Origin of the sequence: Massilia atriviolacea, assembly GCF_003953935.1 — a bacterium.
Taxonomy (GTDB): domain Bacteria; phylum Pseudomonadota; class Gammaproteobacteria; order Burkholderiales; family Burkholderiaceae_D; genus Telluria_A; species Telluria_A atriviolacea.
Genome location: NZ_RXLQ01000013.1, coordinates 174107 through 189753 on the forward strand (window position 1 = coordinate 174107; position 15647 = coordinate 189753).

The 15647-nt window shown below is 65.8% G+C and carries 17 protein-coding genes; 4 read left to right on the forward strand and 13 right to left on the reverse strand.

The window, feature by feature from the left end; all coding sequences use genetic code 11:
- Positions 1-113: 113 nt before the first annotated feature.
- From EJB06_RS23005 to EJB06_RS23065, 13 genes are all read right to left on the reverse strand, one after another.
- On the reverse strand, positions 114-794 hold the full coding sequence (locus EJB06_RS23005; protein ID WP_198420896.1) for an OmpW/AlkL family protein: 681 nt from the start codon (positions 792-794) through the stop codon (positions 114-116).
- Positions 795-829: 35 nt separating this feature from the next.
- On the reverse strand, positions 830-2176 hold the full coding sequence (locus EJB06_RS23010) for an SGNH/GDSL hydrolase family protein (RefSeq protein WP_126076354.1): 1347 nt from the start codon (positions 2174-2176) through the stop codon (positions 830-832).
- A 212-nt stretch (positions 2177-2388) separates the two neighbouring features.
- On the reverse strand, positions 2389-3936 hold the full coding sequence (locus EJB06_RS23015; RefSeq protein ID WP_126076355.1) for an alpha/beta hydrolase family protein: 1548 nt from the start codon (positions 3934-3936) through the stop codon (positions 2389-2391).
- Between the two features lie 12 nt (positions 3937-3948).
- Positions 3949-4980, reverse strand: a complete 1032-nt coding sequence (locus EJB06_RS23020) for an L-threonylcarbamoyladenylate synthase (RefSeq protein WP_126076356.1) — start codon at positions 4978-4980, stop codon at positions 3949-3951.
- The gene (locus EJB06_RS23025) at positions 4977-6170 is read right to left on the reverse strand and encodes a 5-(carboxyamino)imidazole ribonucleotide synthase (protein ID WP_126076357.1); all 1194 of its coding nucleotides are present in this window, start codon (positions 6168-6170) and stop codon (positions 4977-4979) included. The genes EJB06_RS23020 and EJB06_RS23025 overlap by 4 nt, the downstream gene beginning before the upstream one ends.
- Positions 6167-6667 carry a 5-(carboxyamino)imidazole ribonucleotide mutase gene (purE, locus tag EJB06_RS23030; RefSeq protein ID WP_126076358.1) on the reverse strand — a complete coding sequence of 167 codons (501 nt, stop codon included), beginning with the start codon at positions 6665-6667 and terminating at the stop codon, positions 6167-6169. The genes EJB06_RS23025 and purE overlap by 4 nt, the downstream gene beginning before the upstream one ends.
- Positions 6668-6669: 2 nt before the next feature.
- The gene (locus EJB06_RS23035; RefSeq protein WP_126076359.1) at positions 6670-7566 is read right to left on the reverse strand and encodes a phosphoribosylaminoimidazolesuccinocarboxamide synthase; all 897 of its coding nucleotides are present in this window, start codon (positions 7564-7566) and stop codon (positions 6670-6672) included.
- A gap of 18 nt (positions 7567-7584) precedes the next feature.
- Positions 7585-7944 carry a GFA family protein gene (locus EJB06_RS23040; RefSeq protein WP_126076360.1) on the reverse strand — a complete coding sequence of 120 codons (360 nt, stop codon included), beginning with the start codon at positions 7942-7944 and terminating at the stop codon, positions 7585-7587.
- A 103-nt stretch (positions 7945-8047) separates the two neighbouring features.
- The gene (gene fba / locus EJB06_RS23045; protein WP_126076361.1) at positions 8048-9112 is read right to left on the reverse strand and encodes a class II fructose-bisphosphate aldolase; all 1065 of its coding nucleotides are present in this window, start codon (positions 9110-9112) and stop codon (positions 8048-8050) included.
- 159 nt (positions 9113-9271) lie between these two features.
- Positions 9272-10720 carry a pyruvate kinase gene (gene pyk, locus EJB06_RS23050; protein ID WP_126076362.1) on the reverse strand — a complete coding sequence of 483 codons (1449 nt, stop codon included), beginning with the start codon at positions 10718-10720 and terminating at the stop codon, positions 9272-9274.
- Positions 10721-10768: 48 nt separating this feature from the next.
- Complete coding sequence (locus EJB06_RS23055) at positions 10769-11983, reverse strand: phosphoglycerate kinase (protein ID WP_126076363.1); 1215 nt, start codon at positions 11981-11983, stop codon at positions 10769-10771.
- Between the two features lie 62 nt (positions 11984-12045).
- Positions 12046-12375 carry an AzlD domain-containing protein gene (locus EJB06_RS23060; RefSeq protein ID WP_126076364.1) on the reverse strand — a complete coding sequence of 110 codons (330 nt, stop codon included), beginning with the start codon at positions 12373-12375 and terminating at the stop codon, positions 12046-12048.
- The gene (locus EJB06_RS23065; protein WP_126076365.1) at positions 12368-13126 is read right to left on the reverse strand and encodes an AzlC family ABC transporter permease; all 759 of its coding nucleotides are present in this window, start codon (positions 13124-13126) and stop codon (positions 12368-12370) included. Before EJB06_RS23065 ends, EJB06_RS23060 begins: the two co-directional genes overlap by 8 nt.
- Positions 13127-13338: 212 nt before the next feature.
- Here EJB06_RS23065 and EJB06_RS23070 point away from each other — a divergent pair, with 212 nt between their 5' ends.
- The 4 genes from EJB06_RS23070 to EJB06_RS23085 are packed head-to-tail and all read left to right on the forward strand — an operon-like array spanning position 13339 to position 15631.
- Complete coding sequence (locus EJB06_RS23070; protein ID WP_054268276.1) at positions 13339-13533, forward strand: zinc-finger domain-containing protein; 195 nt, start codon at positions 13339-13341, stop codon at positions 13531-13533.
- Between the two features lie 39 nt (positions 13534-13572).
- Entirely contained in the window at positions 13573-13998 is a 426-nt protein-coding gene (locus EJB06_RS23075) for a YybH family protein (protein ID WP_126076366.1), read from the forward strand.
- Positions 13999-14007: 9 nt separating this feature from the next.
- On the forward strand, positions 14008-15012 hold the full coding sequence (locus EJB06_RS23080) for a YheT family hydrolase (RefSeq protein ID WP_126076367.1): 1005 nt from the start codon (positions 14008-14010) through the stop codon (positions 15010-15012).
- Positions 15005-15631 (forward strand): DUF2946 family protein, encoded by a 627-nt coding sequence (locus tag EJB06_RS23085; protein ID WP_126076368.1) that lies wholly within the window; start codon positions 15005-15007, stop codon positions 15629-15631. Before EJB06_RS23080 ends, EJB06_RS23085 begins: the two co-directional genes overlap by 8 nt.
- Positions 15632-15647: the final 16 nt, after the last annotated feature.

The following is a 15647-nucleotide window of genomic DNA, read 5'->3' on the forward strand; positions in this document are numbered from 1 at the left end:
GCTTCCCGAAAATCCCTTGATTTCATGCATGCCCTTCAGCGGCATGCCGCCATAAAAAAATGCCGCCCGGTGGGCACCAGGGCGGCATCGCTGTCGAGCGGCAAGTCCTTACATCAGAACTTGTAGCCGATCCCGAAGCTGATCACCTGCGGATCGAGCGTGATGTCCTGGGTCTGGCCCGACGAGAAGTCGACCTTGGTCTTGAGGAAGCTCTTGATGTAGGCCACGTCCGCGAACCAGCGCTCGTTGATGTTGTACACCAGGCCGGCCTGCAGGCTGGTGGCCAGCTTGTTCTTGACCTTGAAGGTGGTCGCCGGACCGCCGATGTCGCTGATCGCGGTCAGGCGGCCGGAACCGGTCTCCTTGGCGAAATACGCGTACGTCACGCCCGCGCCCACGTAGGGACGCAGCATCGCCTGCGGCTTGAAGAAGCGGTACTGCACCAGGAAGGTCGGCGGCAGTGCCTTGACCGTGCCCAGCTCGCCCGTGCCCTTGATGGCGCCGTCGCCGTACAGCGTGTGCTTGAACGGCATGCCCAGGTCCAGCTCGGCCGAGACGTTATCGGTCAGGCTGTACGAAAACGAAAAGATCGGCTTCGTGTCGGAACCGATGGCGGCCTTGGTGCCCGGCAGCGCAGGCGCGCTGACGTCGCCGCTCTTGACCTTCGGCGTGATTTCGGCGACGCCGACCTTGGCGGTCCACTGGCCGGCCGACTGCGCCGAAGCGCTTGACGCGAGCGCCATCACGGCCGCCGCGGCGACTGCCTTGCCGACACTATTCATACGTAATTTCATTTTTTCTCCAGGTTCTTATTATGTGCGCGTCAAGCTTACAGCCAGCCCTTGACGATCATCTGCTCGGCCACGTATTTCGCGATCAGCGAATTTTCGAAGGGGGTCGGATGGACGTCGTCGGCGAACATGTAGCGGCTGACGTCGCCTGCGATCGTGTTGCTGCCGTTGCATGCCAGCGAGGTATGGCCGAGGGCATTGTCGCCGCAGGCCGCCTTGCCGGTTTCGCTCAGGCCGTAGGGCAGCGGGTTGACGATCTGGTCGTTGCTGATGGCCCACAGGTCGACATACAGGATCTTCGCTTCGCCGGCCACACCCGCCTTGAGCTGGGCGTTGAACTTGTCGACCATGGCGATGACCAGCGCCTGGGGCACGCCTTCTTTCTTCGACGCAGGCGCATGGCCCAGGTCCGGCAGGTTGTTGACGACGACGAAATTGGCGCCTTTGCCGACCACCTGGGTTTTCGCCAGCGCCGCCATCTCGTCACCGGCCGTGCCCATCGCCGCAATCATCTTCGCTCCGTTGGCAGTCACATACGCAGCACCGGCCTTGGCGCCCTCGACCTTGGCGGCGGCCGTGGCCTTGGCGACCATCGGACCGTACACGCCCTGCTGGCCGACCATCAGGTTGCCTGGCTGGCTAGCGGCCGCCTTGACGGCGGCGCCAACGATGGTTTCCTGGGTCGCGCCGGCGCGCTGCGACTCGGCCATGACGGCCGCGCCGATGGCTTGCGCCGCCGCCGCAGGATCGGTCGCACCGGCGGCCAGTTGGGCGGTCAAATTGCCAGCAAAAAACTTGTTGCCTTCAGCCGTGGCGTAGGCCGACAGCTCGCCCATCATGGCCAGCGCATCGTTGCCGCCGCCAATCATCAGCACCACTTCATCGCCCTTGAATTTACCGCCGTTGCGCGCCAGGTGGTTGGCGACCTGGGTGGCGATCGGCACCGTCAGCTGGCCGATGGGCGAGCCGGCCAGCTTGTTGCCAGGTCCTACCGGGTTGGTGACGCGCGAGCCGCCCTGGGCGTAGCTCAGGCAGGAGAGATTGTTGACGACAGGTACCGAAAAGCCTTTGCTGGCGTCGCCATCGAGGCCGGTCTGGGCCGGGCATGGCGCCGGCAGGCCGAACTGGGCCGCCATGTATTCGGTCCAGTTCTTGCCGGTCAGTGCCGGGTTCTTGGCGGTGTTGTCGCCATTGATCGTGAACTTGCCGCCGCCGACTTCCTTGACCTTGCCGACGTTGTAGGTGCCCACGTCCGACAGGCTGTCGCCGAACGAGACCTGGGACGAGAATTTGGTCTTGAGTTCCTGGTTGCCGGTCTCGCTGCCGCCGCAGGCAGTCAGGACGGCTGCGGTGAGCAAAGTCAGCGCAAAATTGATGTGACGCATTGTGTCTCCTGGTGAAATATATAATTTTTATAAACGAACGGCCGTGCTTTTCCCTACCCGACTAATATGACAGTCTTCCCCGTGCTTGTATAGCTAAACACCGCCGCCGCATGTCAGTTGGACGCAACAGAAACACGCTATAAAAAAGTTGCCGGATTATATCAACCGTTCCGGCAACCGTGCACACATTTCAGGTCGGGCAAAGGCGGGGATCAAGGCGCCAGGGCGGCGTTGAAGAAGCCGCGCGCGGCGCTCAGGCAGAACGGCGGCACCAGGCCGGCGTGGTAGGTGTCGGCCACGGCGCGGTCGCCCGAATCGCCGTTCTTGATGGCGTTGAGCCTGACGGCCAGCTTGGCGGCGGCGAAGTTGCTCTTGACCGCGCGGTAAGGGTCGGTGCTGCCCGGGGTGTCGTCGACGTCGACTTCGGTCACCAGCCCGCTGCCGCTGCCGGCGCGGAAGTAATCGACGGCGGCGCGCGTGTTGCTGTATGCCACGGTGCGGTCTTCATGGCCGCCGCACAGCAGCAGCGGCGCGCTTGGCACGAAGGTGCGCAGGTCGTTCTTGACGAAGAGCTTGCGCAGCGGATGCGCCGGTGCGCAGGCCAGCGGCGCGCCGGCGCTCACGTTGCACGGATGGGCTTTCAGGTCGGCCAGGTAGGCGTTGCGGTAGCTGGTCTTGAACAGGTTGCCGCCGCCGAAGTAATCGGCGTAGCCGTCCGCCTGCGGCTGCGAATCCTTGGCGAACAGGGCGTTGTCGGGCCAGCCCGGGGTTTTCAGCAATTCTTCCACGGTGATGCTGCCATTGGCGAACTTGTCGACGGCGGCCGCGAAAGGCGCTTCGTACAGCTCGCCCGAGGCGGCATACACGCCGGCGCCGGCGCGCTGGCCGGCGTTGATCAGCGCCGGCAGGAAGCCGGTGGCGCCCTTGCCTGGCTTGCCGTTGAACATCTCGTCGCCGAACTGGGCCAGCGCGTAGGGGCCGGACATGCCGGCCACGGCCGTCACCTTGAACTCGGCGGACAGGCCCTGCATGGCGCGCTGGGTGGCCACCGCCACGTAGCCGCCCTGCGAGTAGCCGGTCAAGAACAGCTTGCCGGAATCGGCCGTCTTGATGGCGCCGAACACGCTGCGCGCGGCGCGCAGGCCGTCGATCATGTCGTTCGATTGCTGGACGGCATCGAGATAAGGATGGTAGGCCAGCGCGGAATTGGCGTAGCCGGCGTAGTTCGGCGCGACCACGATGTAGCCGCGGGCGGCGAACATGGCGGCGATCAGGCGCGATTCGGTGTTGGCCAGGGTCGACAGGTCGTAGTTGCGTTCGGACGAAGTGCCGTGCGCGTACAGCACTACCGGGCGCGGGCCGCTGCATTCCGCGTCGGTGCCGGACGGCACCATGATGGCGGCGCTGGCGTCGGTCGCTTCATTGGCGCCGCCGACGGTGTTGTAGCGCACCTTCCAGGTCGTGACAGCGCACTTGAGCTCGCCCGTGATGGCGGTGGTGCCGGCGTTGAGCGAATCGAGCAGCTTGCCGAACACGGCCGGGTCGAGGGTGGTGACGTTGGCGCCGTTGGCGCTGACCGGCATGAGGGCCGCGCCGCCGCCGATGACGCTGCCGCGCGCGGCGGGCGGGGTCGGGGTCGGCGTGGGGACCGGGGTCGGGGTCGGGGTCGGGGTCGGGGTGGGCGTCGGGGTGGGCGCGTCGTCGCCGCCTCCACAAGCCGTTAATGATAGGGTGAGGAGGGCAGCGAAAGCGAGGCGCATGGTGAAAGTCCGTCAGGAAAATGGTTCGTGGTTGAGCAGGCCGTGCACGATGCCGGTCGAGCCATGCGCCGCGCGGCGCAAACGGTCGTTCACGCCCAGCCAGGCATCGTCCTGCGGCGGCGCCTCGACCAGTATCAGGTCGGCCCCGGCCGTATCCATCGCGCGCAGCGCCGCATAAAGTGCGTGTGCAAAACCTTCCGGGCTTGTGGGTAACTGAGTCTCAGCGAACACATCCGGGAAGTGCGAGTAGTGTATCAAAGCGACATCTTTTCCCGCGTTCTTCAATCGTGCGAGGGTGTCGGCAATCTGGCAACTCGCCTGCATGGCCACCGGCGTGTGCGGCGCGTAGTGCGATTCCAGGGTGCCGGAAGCGCGCGGCGCGGCCGCGTCCGGAGCGGCCGGCAGCGCGTCGATGACGGCGGCGATCGCTTCGGCGCTGATGTGGCCGGGACGCAGCAGCACCGGCCCGTGGGTCGCCAGGCGCGACAGGTCGACGATGGTGGACTCGATCCCGACCGCGCTCTGGCCGCCGTCGAGCACGGCGTCGACCGTGCCGTCGGCGCCGAACTCGTCGATGACGTGGCGGGCCGTGGTCGGGCTGACATGGCCGAACTTGTTGGCCGAGGGCGCCGCCACCCCTCCCCTGCCGCCCTTGAACGCCCGCAGCAGCGCAATGGCGACCGGATGCGAGGGGCAGCGCAGGCCGACCGTATCCTGGCCGCCCGAGACGGCGTCCGGGATGTTGGGGGCGCGCTTGAGGATCATGGTCAGCGGACCGGGCCAGAAGGCGGCCGCCAGTTGCCGCGCTTCGGCCGGGATGTCGCTGGCCCAATAGCCGAGGTCGGCATCGGGCGCGACGTGCACGATCACCGGGTGGTCTTGCGGACGTCCCTTGGCCTGGTAGATGCGCGCCACGGCGTCCGGATTTTCGGCGTCGGCGCCGAGGCCGTAGACGGTTTCGGTCGGCAGGGCCACCAGCTTGCCCTGTTCCAGCAGGCGGGCGGCGGCGTCGATGGCGGCCAGGTCGAGTACAGCCTGCGTCATGCCGCGATCCCGAGGAGGGCGCAGGCGGCGGCCAGCTGGGCCTGCGCCTGCGCCAGGGTCGGGGCGATGAAGGTCACGTGGCCCATCTTGCGCCCGCGCCGCGCCGCTTCCTTGCCGTACAGGTGCAGGCAGGCGCCGGGCAGCGCCAGCAGCTCGGCCCAGGCCGGCTCCGCCGGGGTCTCCGAGCCGGAGGCAAACCAGATGTCGCCCAGCAGGTTGAGCATGACGGCCGGCGAATGCTGGCGCACCTCGCCCAGCGGCAGGCGCGCCATGGCGCGTACCTGCTGCGCGAACTGGCTGGTGACGCAGGCGTCCATCGTGTAGTGGCCGCTGTTATGCGGACGCGGCGCCATTTCGTTGACCACCAGCGAACCGTCGGCGAGCACGAAAAATTCGATGCACAGCACGCCCACGTAGGCCAGTTCGTCGACGATCACTTTGGCGGCCTGCTGCGCCCTGGCGGCGCTGTCGGCCGACACATTCGGGCCGGGCACGGTGGTGCTGAACAGGATGCCGTCGCGGTGCACGTTTTCGGCGATCGGGTAGACCACCGATTCGCCGTCGGCGCCGCGCGCGGTCAGGACCGACACTTCGTAGGCCAGCGGCAGCATTTTTTCGAGCAGGCAGGTGACGCCGCCCATGGCGTCGAAGGCCGCGCGCACATCGTCGCGCGTACGCACCACGGCCTGGCCCTTGCCGTCGTAGCCCATGCGCACGGTTTTCAGGATGCCCGGCAGCAGCAAGTCCTCGATGCTGTCGATGTCAGCCTGGGTGGCGATGGTCTTGTGCGGCGCCGGGGCGACCCCGGAACGCGCCGCGCACGCGGCCAGGAAGCGCTTTTCGGCAATCCGGTCCTGGGCGATCGCCACGCAGCCGGCGCTTGGCGCGACGAAGGCGTGGGTGGCCAGCAGGCGCAGGCTGTCGGCCGGCACGTTTTCGAATTCGGTGGTCACGGCGACGCAGGACTGGCCGAGCGCGGCCAGCGCCTGCGGATCGCTGTAGTCGGCCGCGATCAGGCTGTCGGCGGCATGCCCGGCGGGACTGTCGGGCGCCGCTTCCAGCACGGCCACCTTGAACCCCATGGCCTGGGCGGCGTGCACGAACATGCGGCCGAGCTGGCCGCCGCCCATGACGCCGAGCCGGGCCGGCGGCAGGAAGGGAGTCGGCGACGGAGAAAGCGGTGTCGTCATACCGGCAATACCGACGCCTTGGCGGCAGCCGTCTGGCGCGCGCGGAATTGCTCAAGCTGCGCGGCCAGGGCCTCGTCGGTGCAGGCCAGCATGGCCACGGCGGCCAGCGCCGCGTTGGCCGCGCCCGCTTCACCGATGGCGAAGGTGGCGACCGGAATGCCTTTCGGCATCTGCACGATGGACAGCAGCGAATCCTTGCCCGACAGATAGCGCGACGGCACCGGCACGCCGAGCACCGGCACGATGGTCTTGGCCGCGATCATGCCCGGCAGGTGGGCGGCGCCGCCGGCGCCGGCGATGATGGCGCGCAAGCCGCGCGCGCGGGCGCGCTCGGCATATGCGAACATGTCATCGGGCATGCGGTGGGCCGAGACGACCTGGGCTTCGAACGGTACGCCGAAGTCCTTGAGCATGTTGACAGCGTGCTGCATGACTTCCCAGTCGGACGAGGAACCCATGACGATGCCGACCAGCGGCGTGTTTTCTGGAATGCTCATCATCAAGCCTTCAGGGTGTCGCCGGTCAGGCGTTCGAGCGCTTCGACGTACTTGGCGCGGGTGTTGGCGATGACGTCATCCGGCACGGCCGGGGCCGGTGCGGCCTTGTTCCAGTCGCTCAGGGTTTCCAGGTAGTCGCGCACGAACTGCTTGTCGTAGGACGGCGGCGACATGCCGACCTGGTAGCTCGACATCGGCCAGAAGCGCGAGGAGTCGGGCGTGAGGATTTCGTCGATCAGGTGCACGGTGCCGTGCTGGTCCAGGCCGAATTCGAACTTGGTGTCGGCGATGATGATGCCGCGCGTGGCCGCGTATTCGGCGGCGGCGGTGTAGAGCTTGATCGCGTAGTCGCGCACCTGGGTGGCGATGTCGGCGCCGACGATCTTCTGGGCTTCGTCGAAGGAAATGTTTTCGTCATGGGCGCCGGCCGGGGCCTTGGTCGATGGCGTGAACAATACGGTCGGCAATTTTTGCGCTTCCTGCAGGCCGGCCGGCAGGTCGATGCCGCAGACCTTGCCGGTCTTCTGGTAATCCTTCCAGCCGGAACCGATCAGGTAACCGCGCACGATGGCTTCGATGCCCAGCGGGGTCATCTTCCTGACCACGATGGCGCGTCCTTCGACCTGCGCGCGCTCGTCAGGCGAGACCAGCGAGACCGGGTCGATGCCGGTGTCGTGGTTGGGCATCAGGTCCTTGTACTTGGCGAACCAGAAATTGGACATGGCCGTCAGGATCTTGCCCTTTTCGGGGATCGGCTCATTCAAAATGACGTCGAAGGCGGACAGGCGGTCGGTCTGGATGACCAGCAGCTTGTCGTCGCCGACGGCGTAAATGTCGCGTACTTTCCCACGGTGCAGGAAAGGCAGGGACTTCAGGTTTGTTTCGAGAACGCCAGACATGTGAATCCTTGGAGGTGGTTAGGGCAGCCAGCCCGGCTTGCTATCGGTATGCAATTCATGCGTCACCCGGCCTTCGTAGGGCGTGTCGAAGGTGCCGAGGGTGACGGCGATACGCTCGCTGTGCGCGGCCATCTGCCAGGTCAGGTTGGCGCCGCACACGCCGCAGAACGTACGCTCGACACCGGGCGAGGACGCGTAGCGCGCGATCGCGTCGGCACCGGCGACGATGCGCAGCTCGCTTGATGCCACGTTGGCATACGGGCCGTTGGCCGCGCCATGCTGCTTCTGGCACATGGTGCACCAGCAGATGCTGGTGTCGTCAACATCGCCGTGGATTTCGTAGCGGACCGCGCCGCAGAGGCAGCTGCCTGAGTACATGATGAAAGATGGTCAAAAAAACAGCGTTTGTGACAGGGCAAAAACACACGCGCCCAAAGGCGCGTGCGGGTGTGACGGTTTGTTCGGCCTACAGTTTACTTGTTTACTTCACGATCTGTGCCAGCTCGCCGTTTTTGTAACGCTCGGCCATCTTGTCCATGGTGATGACCTTGATCTTCGAGGCCTGGCCTTCGCAGCCGAACGACAGGAAGCGCGCCTTGCACACGTCGGTTGCCGCTTCGCGGGCGGGCTTCAGGAAGTCGCGCGGGTCGAACTTGGACGGGTTTTCGAACATGTACTTGCGCACGGCGGCGGTCATGGCCAGGCGGATGTCGGTGTCGATATTGATCTTGCGAACGCCGTGACGGATGCCTTCCTGGATTTCTTCGACCGGCACGCCGTAGGTTTCCTTCATGTCGCCGCCGAATTCGCGGATGATCGCCAGCAATTCCTGCGGCACCGACGAGGAACCGTGCATCACCAGGTGGGTGTTCGGGATGCGCGCGTGGATTTCCTTGATGCGGTCGATGGCGAGGATGTCGCCGGTCGGCTTGCGCGTGAACTTGTAGGCGCCGTGCGAGGTGCCGATGGCGATCGCCAGCGCGTCGCACTGGGTGCGCTGCACGAAGTCGGCGGCCTGGGCCACGTCGGTCAGCAGCTGTTCGCGGGTCATCAGGCCGTCGGCGCCGTGGCCGTCTTCCTTGTCGCCCTTCATGGTTTCGAGCGAACCGAGCACGCCCAGTTCGGCTTCGACTGTCACGCCGATCGAGTGCGCGAACTTGACCACTTCGCGCGAGACGTCGACGTTGTATTCGTAGGAAGCGACGCTCTTGCCGTCGGCTTCGAGCGAGCCGTCCATCATCACCGAGGTGAAGCCGGAGCGGATCGCGGTCATGCAGACCGCCGGCGACTGGCCGTGATCCTGGTGCATGACGATCGGAATGTGCGGGTAGGCTTCGACGGCGGCGTCGATCAGGTGGCGCAGGAAGGCTTCGCCGGCATATTTGCGGGCGCCGGCGGACGCTTGCATGATGACCGGGGAATTGACCGCGTCGGCGGCAGCCATGATGGCCTGGACCTGTTCGAGGTTGTTGACGTTAAACGCAGGCAGGCCATAACCGTTTTCGGCGGCATGGTCCAGCAGTTGACGCATGGATACGAGGGACATGGTAATACTCCAAACAATAGAAACCTGGGTGCCGCCACGAAGAGCGCAGACCGCGCGGATAGCGCGCAACGCTGGTGGACGGCGGCGGCGGCGGCTGTGATTGAGCCGCCGCCGCAAAAATCGGTACTAGCCGCGCCCCCCAGGAACGCGGCCTTGAGATTAACTGAATTCGCCGACGCGCACGATCTTCAGTGCGTTGGTGCCGCCGACCTGCCCCATAGGCTCGCCCCAGGTGACGACGATCATGTCACCCTTCTTGACGATGCCCTTGGCGACCATCAAATCCTCGGCCTGCCTGAGCACCGCCGAGCTGTCGCCTTCCTGCAGCAGGTTGTAGGCGCGCACATTGCGGTACAGCGAGGCCTTGCGGTGCGTGGTGGTGCTCGGCGTGAGGGCGTAGATCGGCGTGTCGATGCTGTGACGGCTCATCCACAGGGCGGTCGAACCGGATTCGGTCAGGGCCACGATGGCTTTCACGCGCAGGTGGTGCGCGGTAAACAGGGCGCCGTAGGCGATCGACTGGTCGATGCGGGTAAACGTCACGTTGAGGAAATCGGCGTCGAGCTTGTTGTACTCGGACTGCTCGGCTTCCAGGCAGATCGCGGCCATCATCTCGACGGTTTCGATCGGGTAGCGGCCGGACGCGGTTTCGGCCGAGGTCATGACGGCGTCGGTGCCGTCCAGCACGGCGTTGGCGACGTCCGACACTTCGGCCCGGGTCGGCACGGCGTTGACGATCATCGATTCCATCATCTGGGTGGCGGTGATGGCCAGCTTGTTCGATTCGCGCGCCATGCGGATCATGCGCTTTTGCAGCGCCGGCACGGCGGCGTTGCCGACTTCCACGGCCAGGTCGCCGCGCGCGACCATGATGCCGTCGGAGGCGTCCAGGATTTCCTGCAGCACGGGAATCGCTTCGGCGCGCTCGATCTTGGCGATCATCATCGGCTTGTGGTGGAAGGGTTCGCCGGCGATATTGGCCAGCTGGCGCGCCATTTCCATGTCGGTCGCGCTTTTCGGGAAGGAAATGGCGAGGTAGTCGGCCTGGAAACTCATGGCCGTCTTGATGTCTTCCATGTCCTTGGCGGTCAGGGCCGGCGCGGTCAGGCCGCCGCCCTGGCGGTTGATGCCCTTGTTGTTGGACAGCTCGCCGCCGACCTTGACCACGGTGAAAATCTCGTGGCCGAGGATGCGCTCGACCACCAGCACGATCAGGCCGTCGTTGAGCAGCAGCTTGTCGCCCGGACGCACGTCGCGCGGCAAGGCTTTGTAGTCGAGGCCGACGCGTTCCTGGTTGCCCAGTTCGCCGTTTTCGCCCCACTTGGCGTCGAGGATGAACTTGTCGCCGTTTTCCAGGACAATCTTGCCCTGTTCAAATTTACCGACACGAATCTTGGGACCCTGCATGTCCGCCATGATCGCCACTTCGCGGCCGCACTGGGCGGCGGCGCGCCGCACCAGGTTGGCGCGGTCGATATGATCCTGCGCCTTGCCATGCGAAAAATTCAGCCGGACCACGTCGACCCCCGCCTCGATCATGCGGACGAGAATATCGAAGTCGGTCGAAGCCGGGCCAATCGTTGCGACGATCTTGGTACCACGAAACATAGAGGATCCTTGAAGTGAAAGCGCAGCCGGGAGGGCTGCGCTGTGGGCTTACTGGGAGCTGCGTTGTAACAGGATTTCGACTGCCGGCAGGGTTTTTCCTTCGAGGAATTCGAGGAAGGCGCCACCGCCCGTGGAGATATAGCCAATTTTATCGCCGATCGCGTATTTTGCAATCGCGGCCAGCGTGTCGCCGCCGCCGGCGATGGAAAACGCCTTGGAATCGGCAATCGCCAGCGCCAGCGTCCTGGTGCCTTCGCCGAACTGGTCGAATTCGAACACGCCGACCGGGCCGTTCCAGACGATGGTGCCGGCCCCGACGATCTGCGCGGCCAGGGTGGCGGCGGTTTTCGGGCCGATGTCGAGGATCATGTCGTCGTCAGCGACGTCGGCCACGTCCTTGACGGTGGCCGCCGCCGTTGGCGAGAATTCCTTGGCGCACACGACGTCGACGGGAATCGGCACCTGGGCGCCGCGCGCGGCCATCATCTCGATGATGGCCTTCGCTTCCGGCACCAGCTCGGCTTCGACCAGCGACTTGCCGATGTTCAGGCCGACGGCTTGCATGAAGGTGTTGGCGATGCCGCCGCCGACGATGAGATTGTCGACCTTGTCGGCCAGGGCTTTCAGGATCGACAGCTTGGACGAGACCTTGGAACCGGCCACGATGGCCAGCAGCGGACGCTTGGGCGCGCCCAGCGCCTTGCCCAGCGCGTCCAGTTCGGCGGCCAGCAGCGGGCCGGCGCACACCACCGGCGCGAACTTGGCGATGCCGTGGGTGGTCGCCTCGGCGCGGTGGGCGGTGCCGAAGGCATCGTTCACGTAGATATCGCACAGTTTGGCCATTTTCTGGGCCAGTTCATCCGCATTCTTCTTTTCACCCTTGTTGACGCGGCAGTTTTCGAGCAGCACGATCTGGCCCGGCGCGAGGGTCTCCAGACCGGCGCCATCGACCCAGTTTTGCTTGAGTTCGACCGGCTGGCCCAGCAGTTCGGACAGGCGCGCGGCGACCGGCGCCAGGCTGTCCTGGGGCTTGAATTCGCCTTCGGTCGGACGGCCCAGGTGCGAGGTGACCATGACCGCGGCGCCCGCCTTGACGGCGGCGGCGATCGCCGGGGCCGAAGCGCGGATGCGCGTGTCTTCGGTAATGTTACCGGCGTCGTCTTGCGGCACGTTGAGGTCGGCGCGGATGAACACGCGCTTGCCTTGCAGGGCGTTTTGGTCGATCAGGTCTTGCAAACGGGTGAAATTGAGCACAGCGTGCATGGGCGATCCACGAGTCGAATGATGAAAGAACGCTATTTTACCGCAAGCCCAGCCCGAAAACCCTACTGTAAACCGATGCGCAGGGCGGTAAAGAACAGCATGCCGAAAATGATGGTTTCAAGCATATTTCTTCGGAGCAGGTAATAGCCGGTCGCGGCCAGGCCGGCGATCAGTTTGTAGTTATCCAGTCCCAATTGCAGTTGCCCGGAGTTGGCAAGCACCAGGTCGGGCGCGATGATCGCCGCCAGCGCGCAGGCCGGGGCGAAGCGCAGCATTTCCTGGACTTTCCTGGGGATGGTGATGTGGTGGCCGATCAGCCAGAACGAGCTGCGGGTGGCGGCGGTGGCGAAGGCCAGGGCGATGATGGTGATCCAGATTTCGACGTCAGACACGGGTTTCTCCCTTGGCGGCGAGGCGTTTTTCATTGAGCGCCTGGACCGCCATGGCGGTCAGCATGCCGAGCAGCACCGCCGCCAGCAAGCCCAGCTTGTAGGGCAGTTCGTAGGCCAGCACCGCCGTGGTGCCGGCCACCAGCACGCCGCACAGGGCCGCGCGATTGATGGTCAGGGGAATCATGATGCACAAGATGGCCAGGGTGCCGGCAAAGCCCAGGCCCCACTCGGTCGGGACCGCGCTGCCCAGGAACACGCCGGCGATCGAGCCGACCTGCCAGGAAACCCAGTTCGGATACAGCAAGCCCTTCAGGTAGGACACTTTGCCCGGGGCCGGTTCTTCGCTGGGGAAGCGCTGCAGGAACAGGGCCACGGTCAGGTCGCCCGCCGTATAGCCGAGCAGGAAGCGCTTTTGCCATGGCAAATGGGCGAAGTGCGGCGCCAACAAGGCGGAAAAGATGACGAAGCGCAGGTTGACCACCAGCGCGGTGGCGAACACCACCCAGATCGGGGCGTCGGCCACGATCAGCGGGAGCGAGGCGAGCTGGGCCGAGCCGCCGAACACGATCAGGGTCATGCCCAGCGCCTGCGGCACCGTCAGGCCGCTCTTGACCATCGCAATGCCCACCACCAGGCCCCAGGCGCCGATGCCGAACAGGGTCGGCAGGCCGGTCTTGAACGCTTCGCGCCAGATGGCCTTGTCTTCATCGGGAGGACGCAGCGCGGCCGGGGGCGGAGTGACGTCATTCATGTGGTTTTCTTGCCACAATTTGGTCGGGCGGCTGGTACGAATGAAGCAATGCGGTCTGGCATGAAGCGCAATCAGTGTGGTCGCCGGAAGGCCTGTTTTCATAGGGAAACAAGCGAACGCGGCCGTATTGTAGTGCGACTATTTTACCGATCATTTCGGCTAATTGCCCGAATCCGCTAAAATCGAGGTTTTGCATGCCTGACGGAGAATCCATGAACGCCACGAAAACGCCAGCGGTAGAACTCGGCGACAAAGACTTGCCGGCCCATTGCCCGAATCCGGCGATGCCGCTGTGGTCGTCGCATCCGCGCGTCTTCCTCGATTTCGGCCATGACGGCCTGGCCAAGTGTCCGTACTGCGGCACCGAATACCGCCTGAAGCCGGGTACGGTGATGGCGCACCACTAAGCACCAGCAAGTCCCCTCCCCCACTTCGCCGAGGCCCGCATGAAACGAGGCAAACAACTCAACGGTAGCGCGGCCGAGGTCGAAGCCGCCTTCTATGAAGCGCTCAATCGCGGGGATATCGACGCGCTGATGCTGCTCTGGGCCGACGACGAGGAAATCGTCTGCATCCACCCGGGCGGGCCGCGCCTGCACGGGCATGCGGCGATCCAGGCCTCGTGGGAAGCGATCCTGGAGCGGGGCGGGCTGCACATCCGGCCCTCGCAGCTGCACGAAACGCACAACTTGATGAGTTCGGTGCATACCGTGATCGAGGGCGTGACCTCGAGCGGCAGCGAGCCGGCGCACCTGATCGCCACCAATGTGTACATCAAGACGCCGCAGGGCTGGCGCATCGTGCTGCACCATGTGTCGGTGGCGCCGGGCGCGGTGCCGGCGCACGAGCATCCGGCCTCCAGCCTGCACTGACCGGCGCCGATGCCTTATCAAGCGCCGCTCTGGCTGCCCGGCGGGCACCTGCAGACCATGTTTCCCGCCGTCGCCATCGGCAGACCGGCGGTGGCGTTCCGGCGCGAACGCTGGGAGGCTCAGGACGGCGACTTCGTCGATGTCGACCTGGTCGACGGCGAAGCGGGCAAGCCGCTGGTGGTGCTGTTCCACGGGCTGGAAGGCTCGTCCGCCAGCCATTACGCGCGCGCCCTGATGGCCGCTGTCGCCGCGCGCGGCTGGTCGGGTGCGGTGCCGCATTTCCGCGGCTGCTCGGGCGAACCGAACCGGGCGCCGCGCTTTTACCACTCGGGCGACGCGGGCGAGGTCGACTGGATCGTGCGGCGCCTGCGCGCGCGCACTCACGGACAACTGTACGTGGCCGGGGTCTCGCTGGGGGGCAATGCGCTGCTGCGCTGGCTGGGCGAATCGCAAAGCCGGGCCGGCATCGTCGATGCGGCGGTGGCGGTCTCGGCCCCGCTCGACCTGGCGCGCGGCGGCGAGGCGCTGTCCTCGGGCCTGAACATGGTGTACACGCGCATGTTCCTCAAGACGCTCAAGCCGAAGTGCCTGGCCAAGCTGGCGCAGTTTCCGGGACTGTTCGACCGCGAAGCGCTGCTGCGGGCGCGCGACCTGTACGCCTTCGACAATGTGGTCACCGCGCCGCTGCACGGCTACCGCGACACCGACGATTACTGGAACCGGGCCAGCGCCAAGCACGTGCTGGGCGATATCACCGTGCCGACCCTGGTGCTCAATGCGCGCAACGATCCCTTCTTGCCGGGCAAGTACCTGCCGCACAGCGCATCGAACGCGGTGACCCTGGAGTATCCGGCGCATGGCGGGCATGTCGGCTTTGCTGTCGGGCATCCGCCCGGACGGCTGGACTGGCTGCCGCGCCGCATCCTGGCGTTTTTCGACGCCGCCGGCGGAACCGGCGCCGCGACCCGCGCGCCAGGCGCGGACGAACTGTGCGAAGCTGCCGCCCATGGATGATATTGTCAAAAAAGCGATGGCCAAATGGCCGGACGTGCCGCATTGCTACGGCTGGCTGGCGCTCGACGCGCGCGGCAACTGGCGCATGCGCGACGAGCGCGCGCAGCATCTGGACCTGGCGGGCGACAAGGTGGTGCAGCTGGCGCTGCTGGGTTTTATCAATCGCAATTACCTGTCCGACGAGCGCGGCTGCTGGTTCTTCCAGAACGGGCCGCAGCGCGTGTTCGTGAACCTGGAAGCGACACCCTTCATTGCGCGCACCGACCCGGCGCACGGGCTGGTGCTGCACACGGGCGAGCCGGTGGCGGCCATCGCGCGCGCCTGGATGACCGAAAATGGCGAACTGATCGTCGACAGCGCGGGCAAGATCGCGCAGGTCGACGACCGCGACGTGGCGCAGCTGATGGCGGCGCTGGAGATCGACGGCCAGCGCGCCAGCGATGAAGCGCTGATGGCCTGGCTCGATGGCGCCGCGGGCCAGCTGACCCTGCGCTACCAGGGCCGGGCGGCGCCGGTCGAACGCATCGCGCGCGCCGAGCTGGCGGCGCAGTTGCGCTTCGTTCGGATGCCCGCGCCATCGGGCGCGGACGGCGGCACGGATCCGGTCCGGGCGGCTTGACGACGCGCCGCGCGCA

Bases quoted from the DNA above. Each gene is read 5' to 3' on its own strand.
- EJB06_RS23005 (WP_198420896.1), bottom strand. From the start codon at position 794: ATGAAATTACGTATGAATAGTGTCGGCAAGGCAGTCGCCGCGGCGGCC.
- EJB06_RS23010 (WP_126076354.1), bottom strand. From the start codon at position 2,176: ATGCGTCACATCAATTTTGCGCTGACTTTGCTCACCGCAGCCGTCCTG.
- EJB06_RS23015 (WP_126076355.1), bottom strand. From the start codon at position 3,936: ATGCGCCTCGCTTTCGCTGCCCTCCTCACCCTATCATTAACGGCTTGT.
- EJB06_RS23020 (WP_126076356.1), bottom strand. From the start codon at position 4,980: ATGACGCAGGCTGTACTCGACCTGGCCGCCATCGACGCCGCCGCCCGC.
- EJB06_RS23025 (WP_126076357.1), bottom strand. From the start codon at position 6,170: ATGACGACACCGCTTTCTCCGTCGCCGACTCCCTTCCTGCCGCCGGCC.
- purE (WP_126076358.1), bottom strand. From the start codon at position 6,667: ATGAGCATTCCAGAAAACACGCCGCTGGTCGGCATCGTCATGGGTTCC.
- EJB06_RS23035 (WP_126076359.1), bottom strand. From the start codon at position 7,566: ATGTCTGGCGTTCTCGAAACAAACCTGAAGTCCCTGCCTTTCCTGCAC.
- EJB06_RS23040 (WP_126076360.1), bottom strand. From the start codon at position 7,944: ATGTACTCAGGCAGCTGCCTCTGCGGCGCGGTCCGCTACGAAATCCAC.
- fba (WP_126076361.1), bottom strand. From the start codon at position 9,112: ATGTCCCTCGTATCCATGCGTCAACTGCTGGACCATGCCGCCGAAAAC.
- pyk (WP_126076362.1), bottom strand. From the start codon at position 10,720: ATGTTTCGTGGTACCAAGATCGTCGCAACGATTGGCCCGGCTTCGACC.
- EJB06_RS23055 (WP_126076363.1), bottom strand. From the start codon at position 11,983: ATGCACGCTGTGCTCAATTTCACCCGTTTGCAAGACCTGATCGACCAA.
- EJB06_RS23065 (WP_126076365.1), bottom strand. From the start codon at position 13,126: ATGAATGACGTCACTCCGCCCCCGGCCGCGCTGCGTCCTCCCGATGAA.
- EJB06_RS23070 (WP_054268276.1), top strand. From the start codon at position 13,339: ATGAACGCCACGAAAACGCCAGCGGTAGAACTCGGCGACAAAGACTTG.
- EJB06_RS23075 (WP_126076366.1), top strand. From the start codon at position 13,573: ATGAAACGAGGCAAACAACTCAACGGTAGCGCGGCCGAGGTCGAAGCC.
- EJB06_RS23080 (WP_126076367.1), top strand. From the start codon at position 14,008: ATGCCTTATCAAGCGCCGCTCTGGCTGCCCGGCGGGCACCTGCAGACC.
- EJB06_RS23085 (WP_126076368.1), top strand. From the start codon at position 15,005: ATGGATGATATTGTCAAAAAAGCGATGGCCAAATGGCCGGACGTGCCG.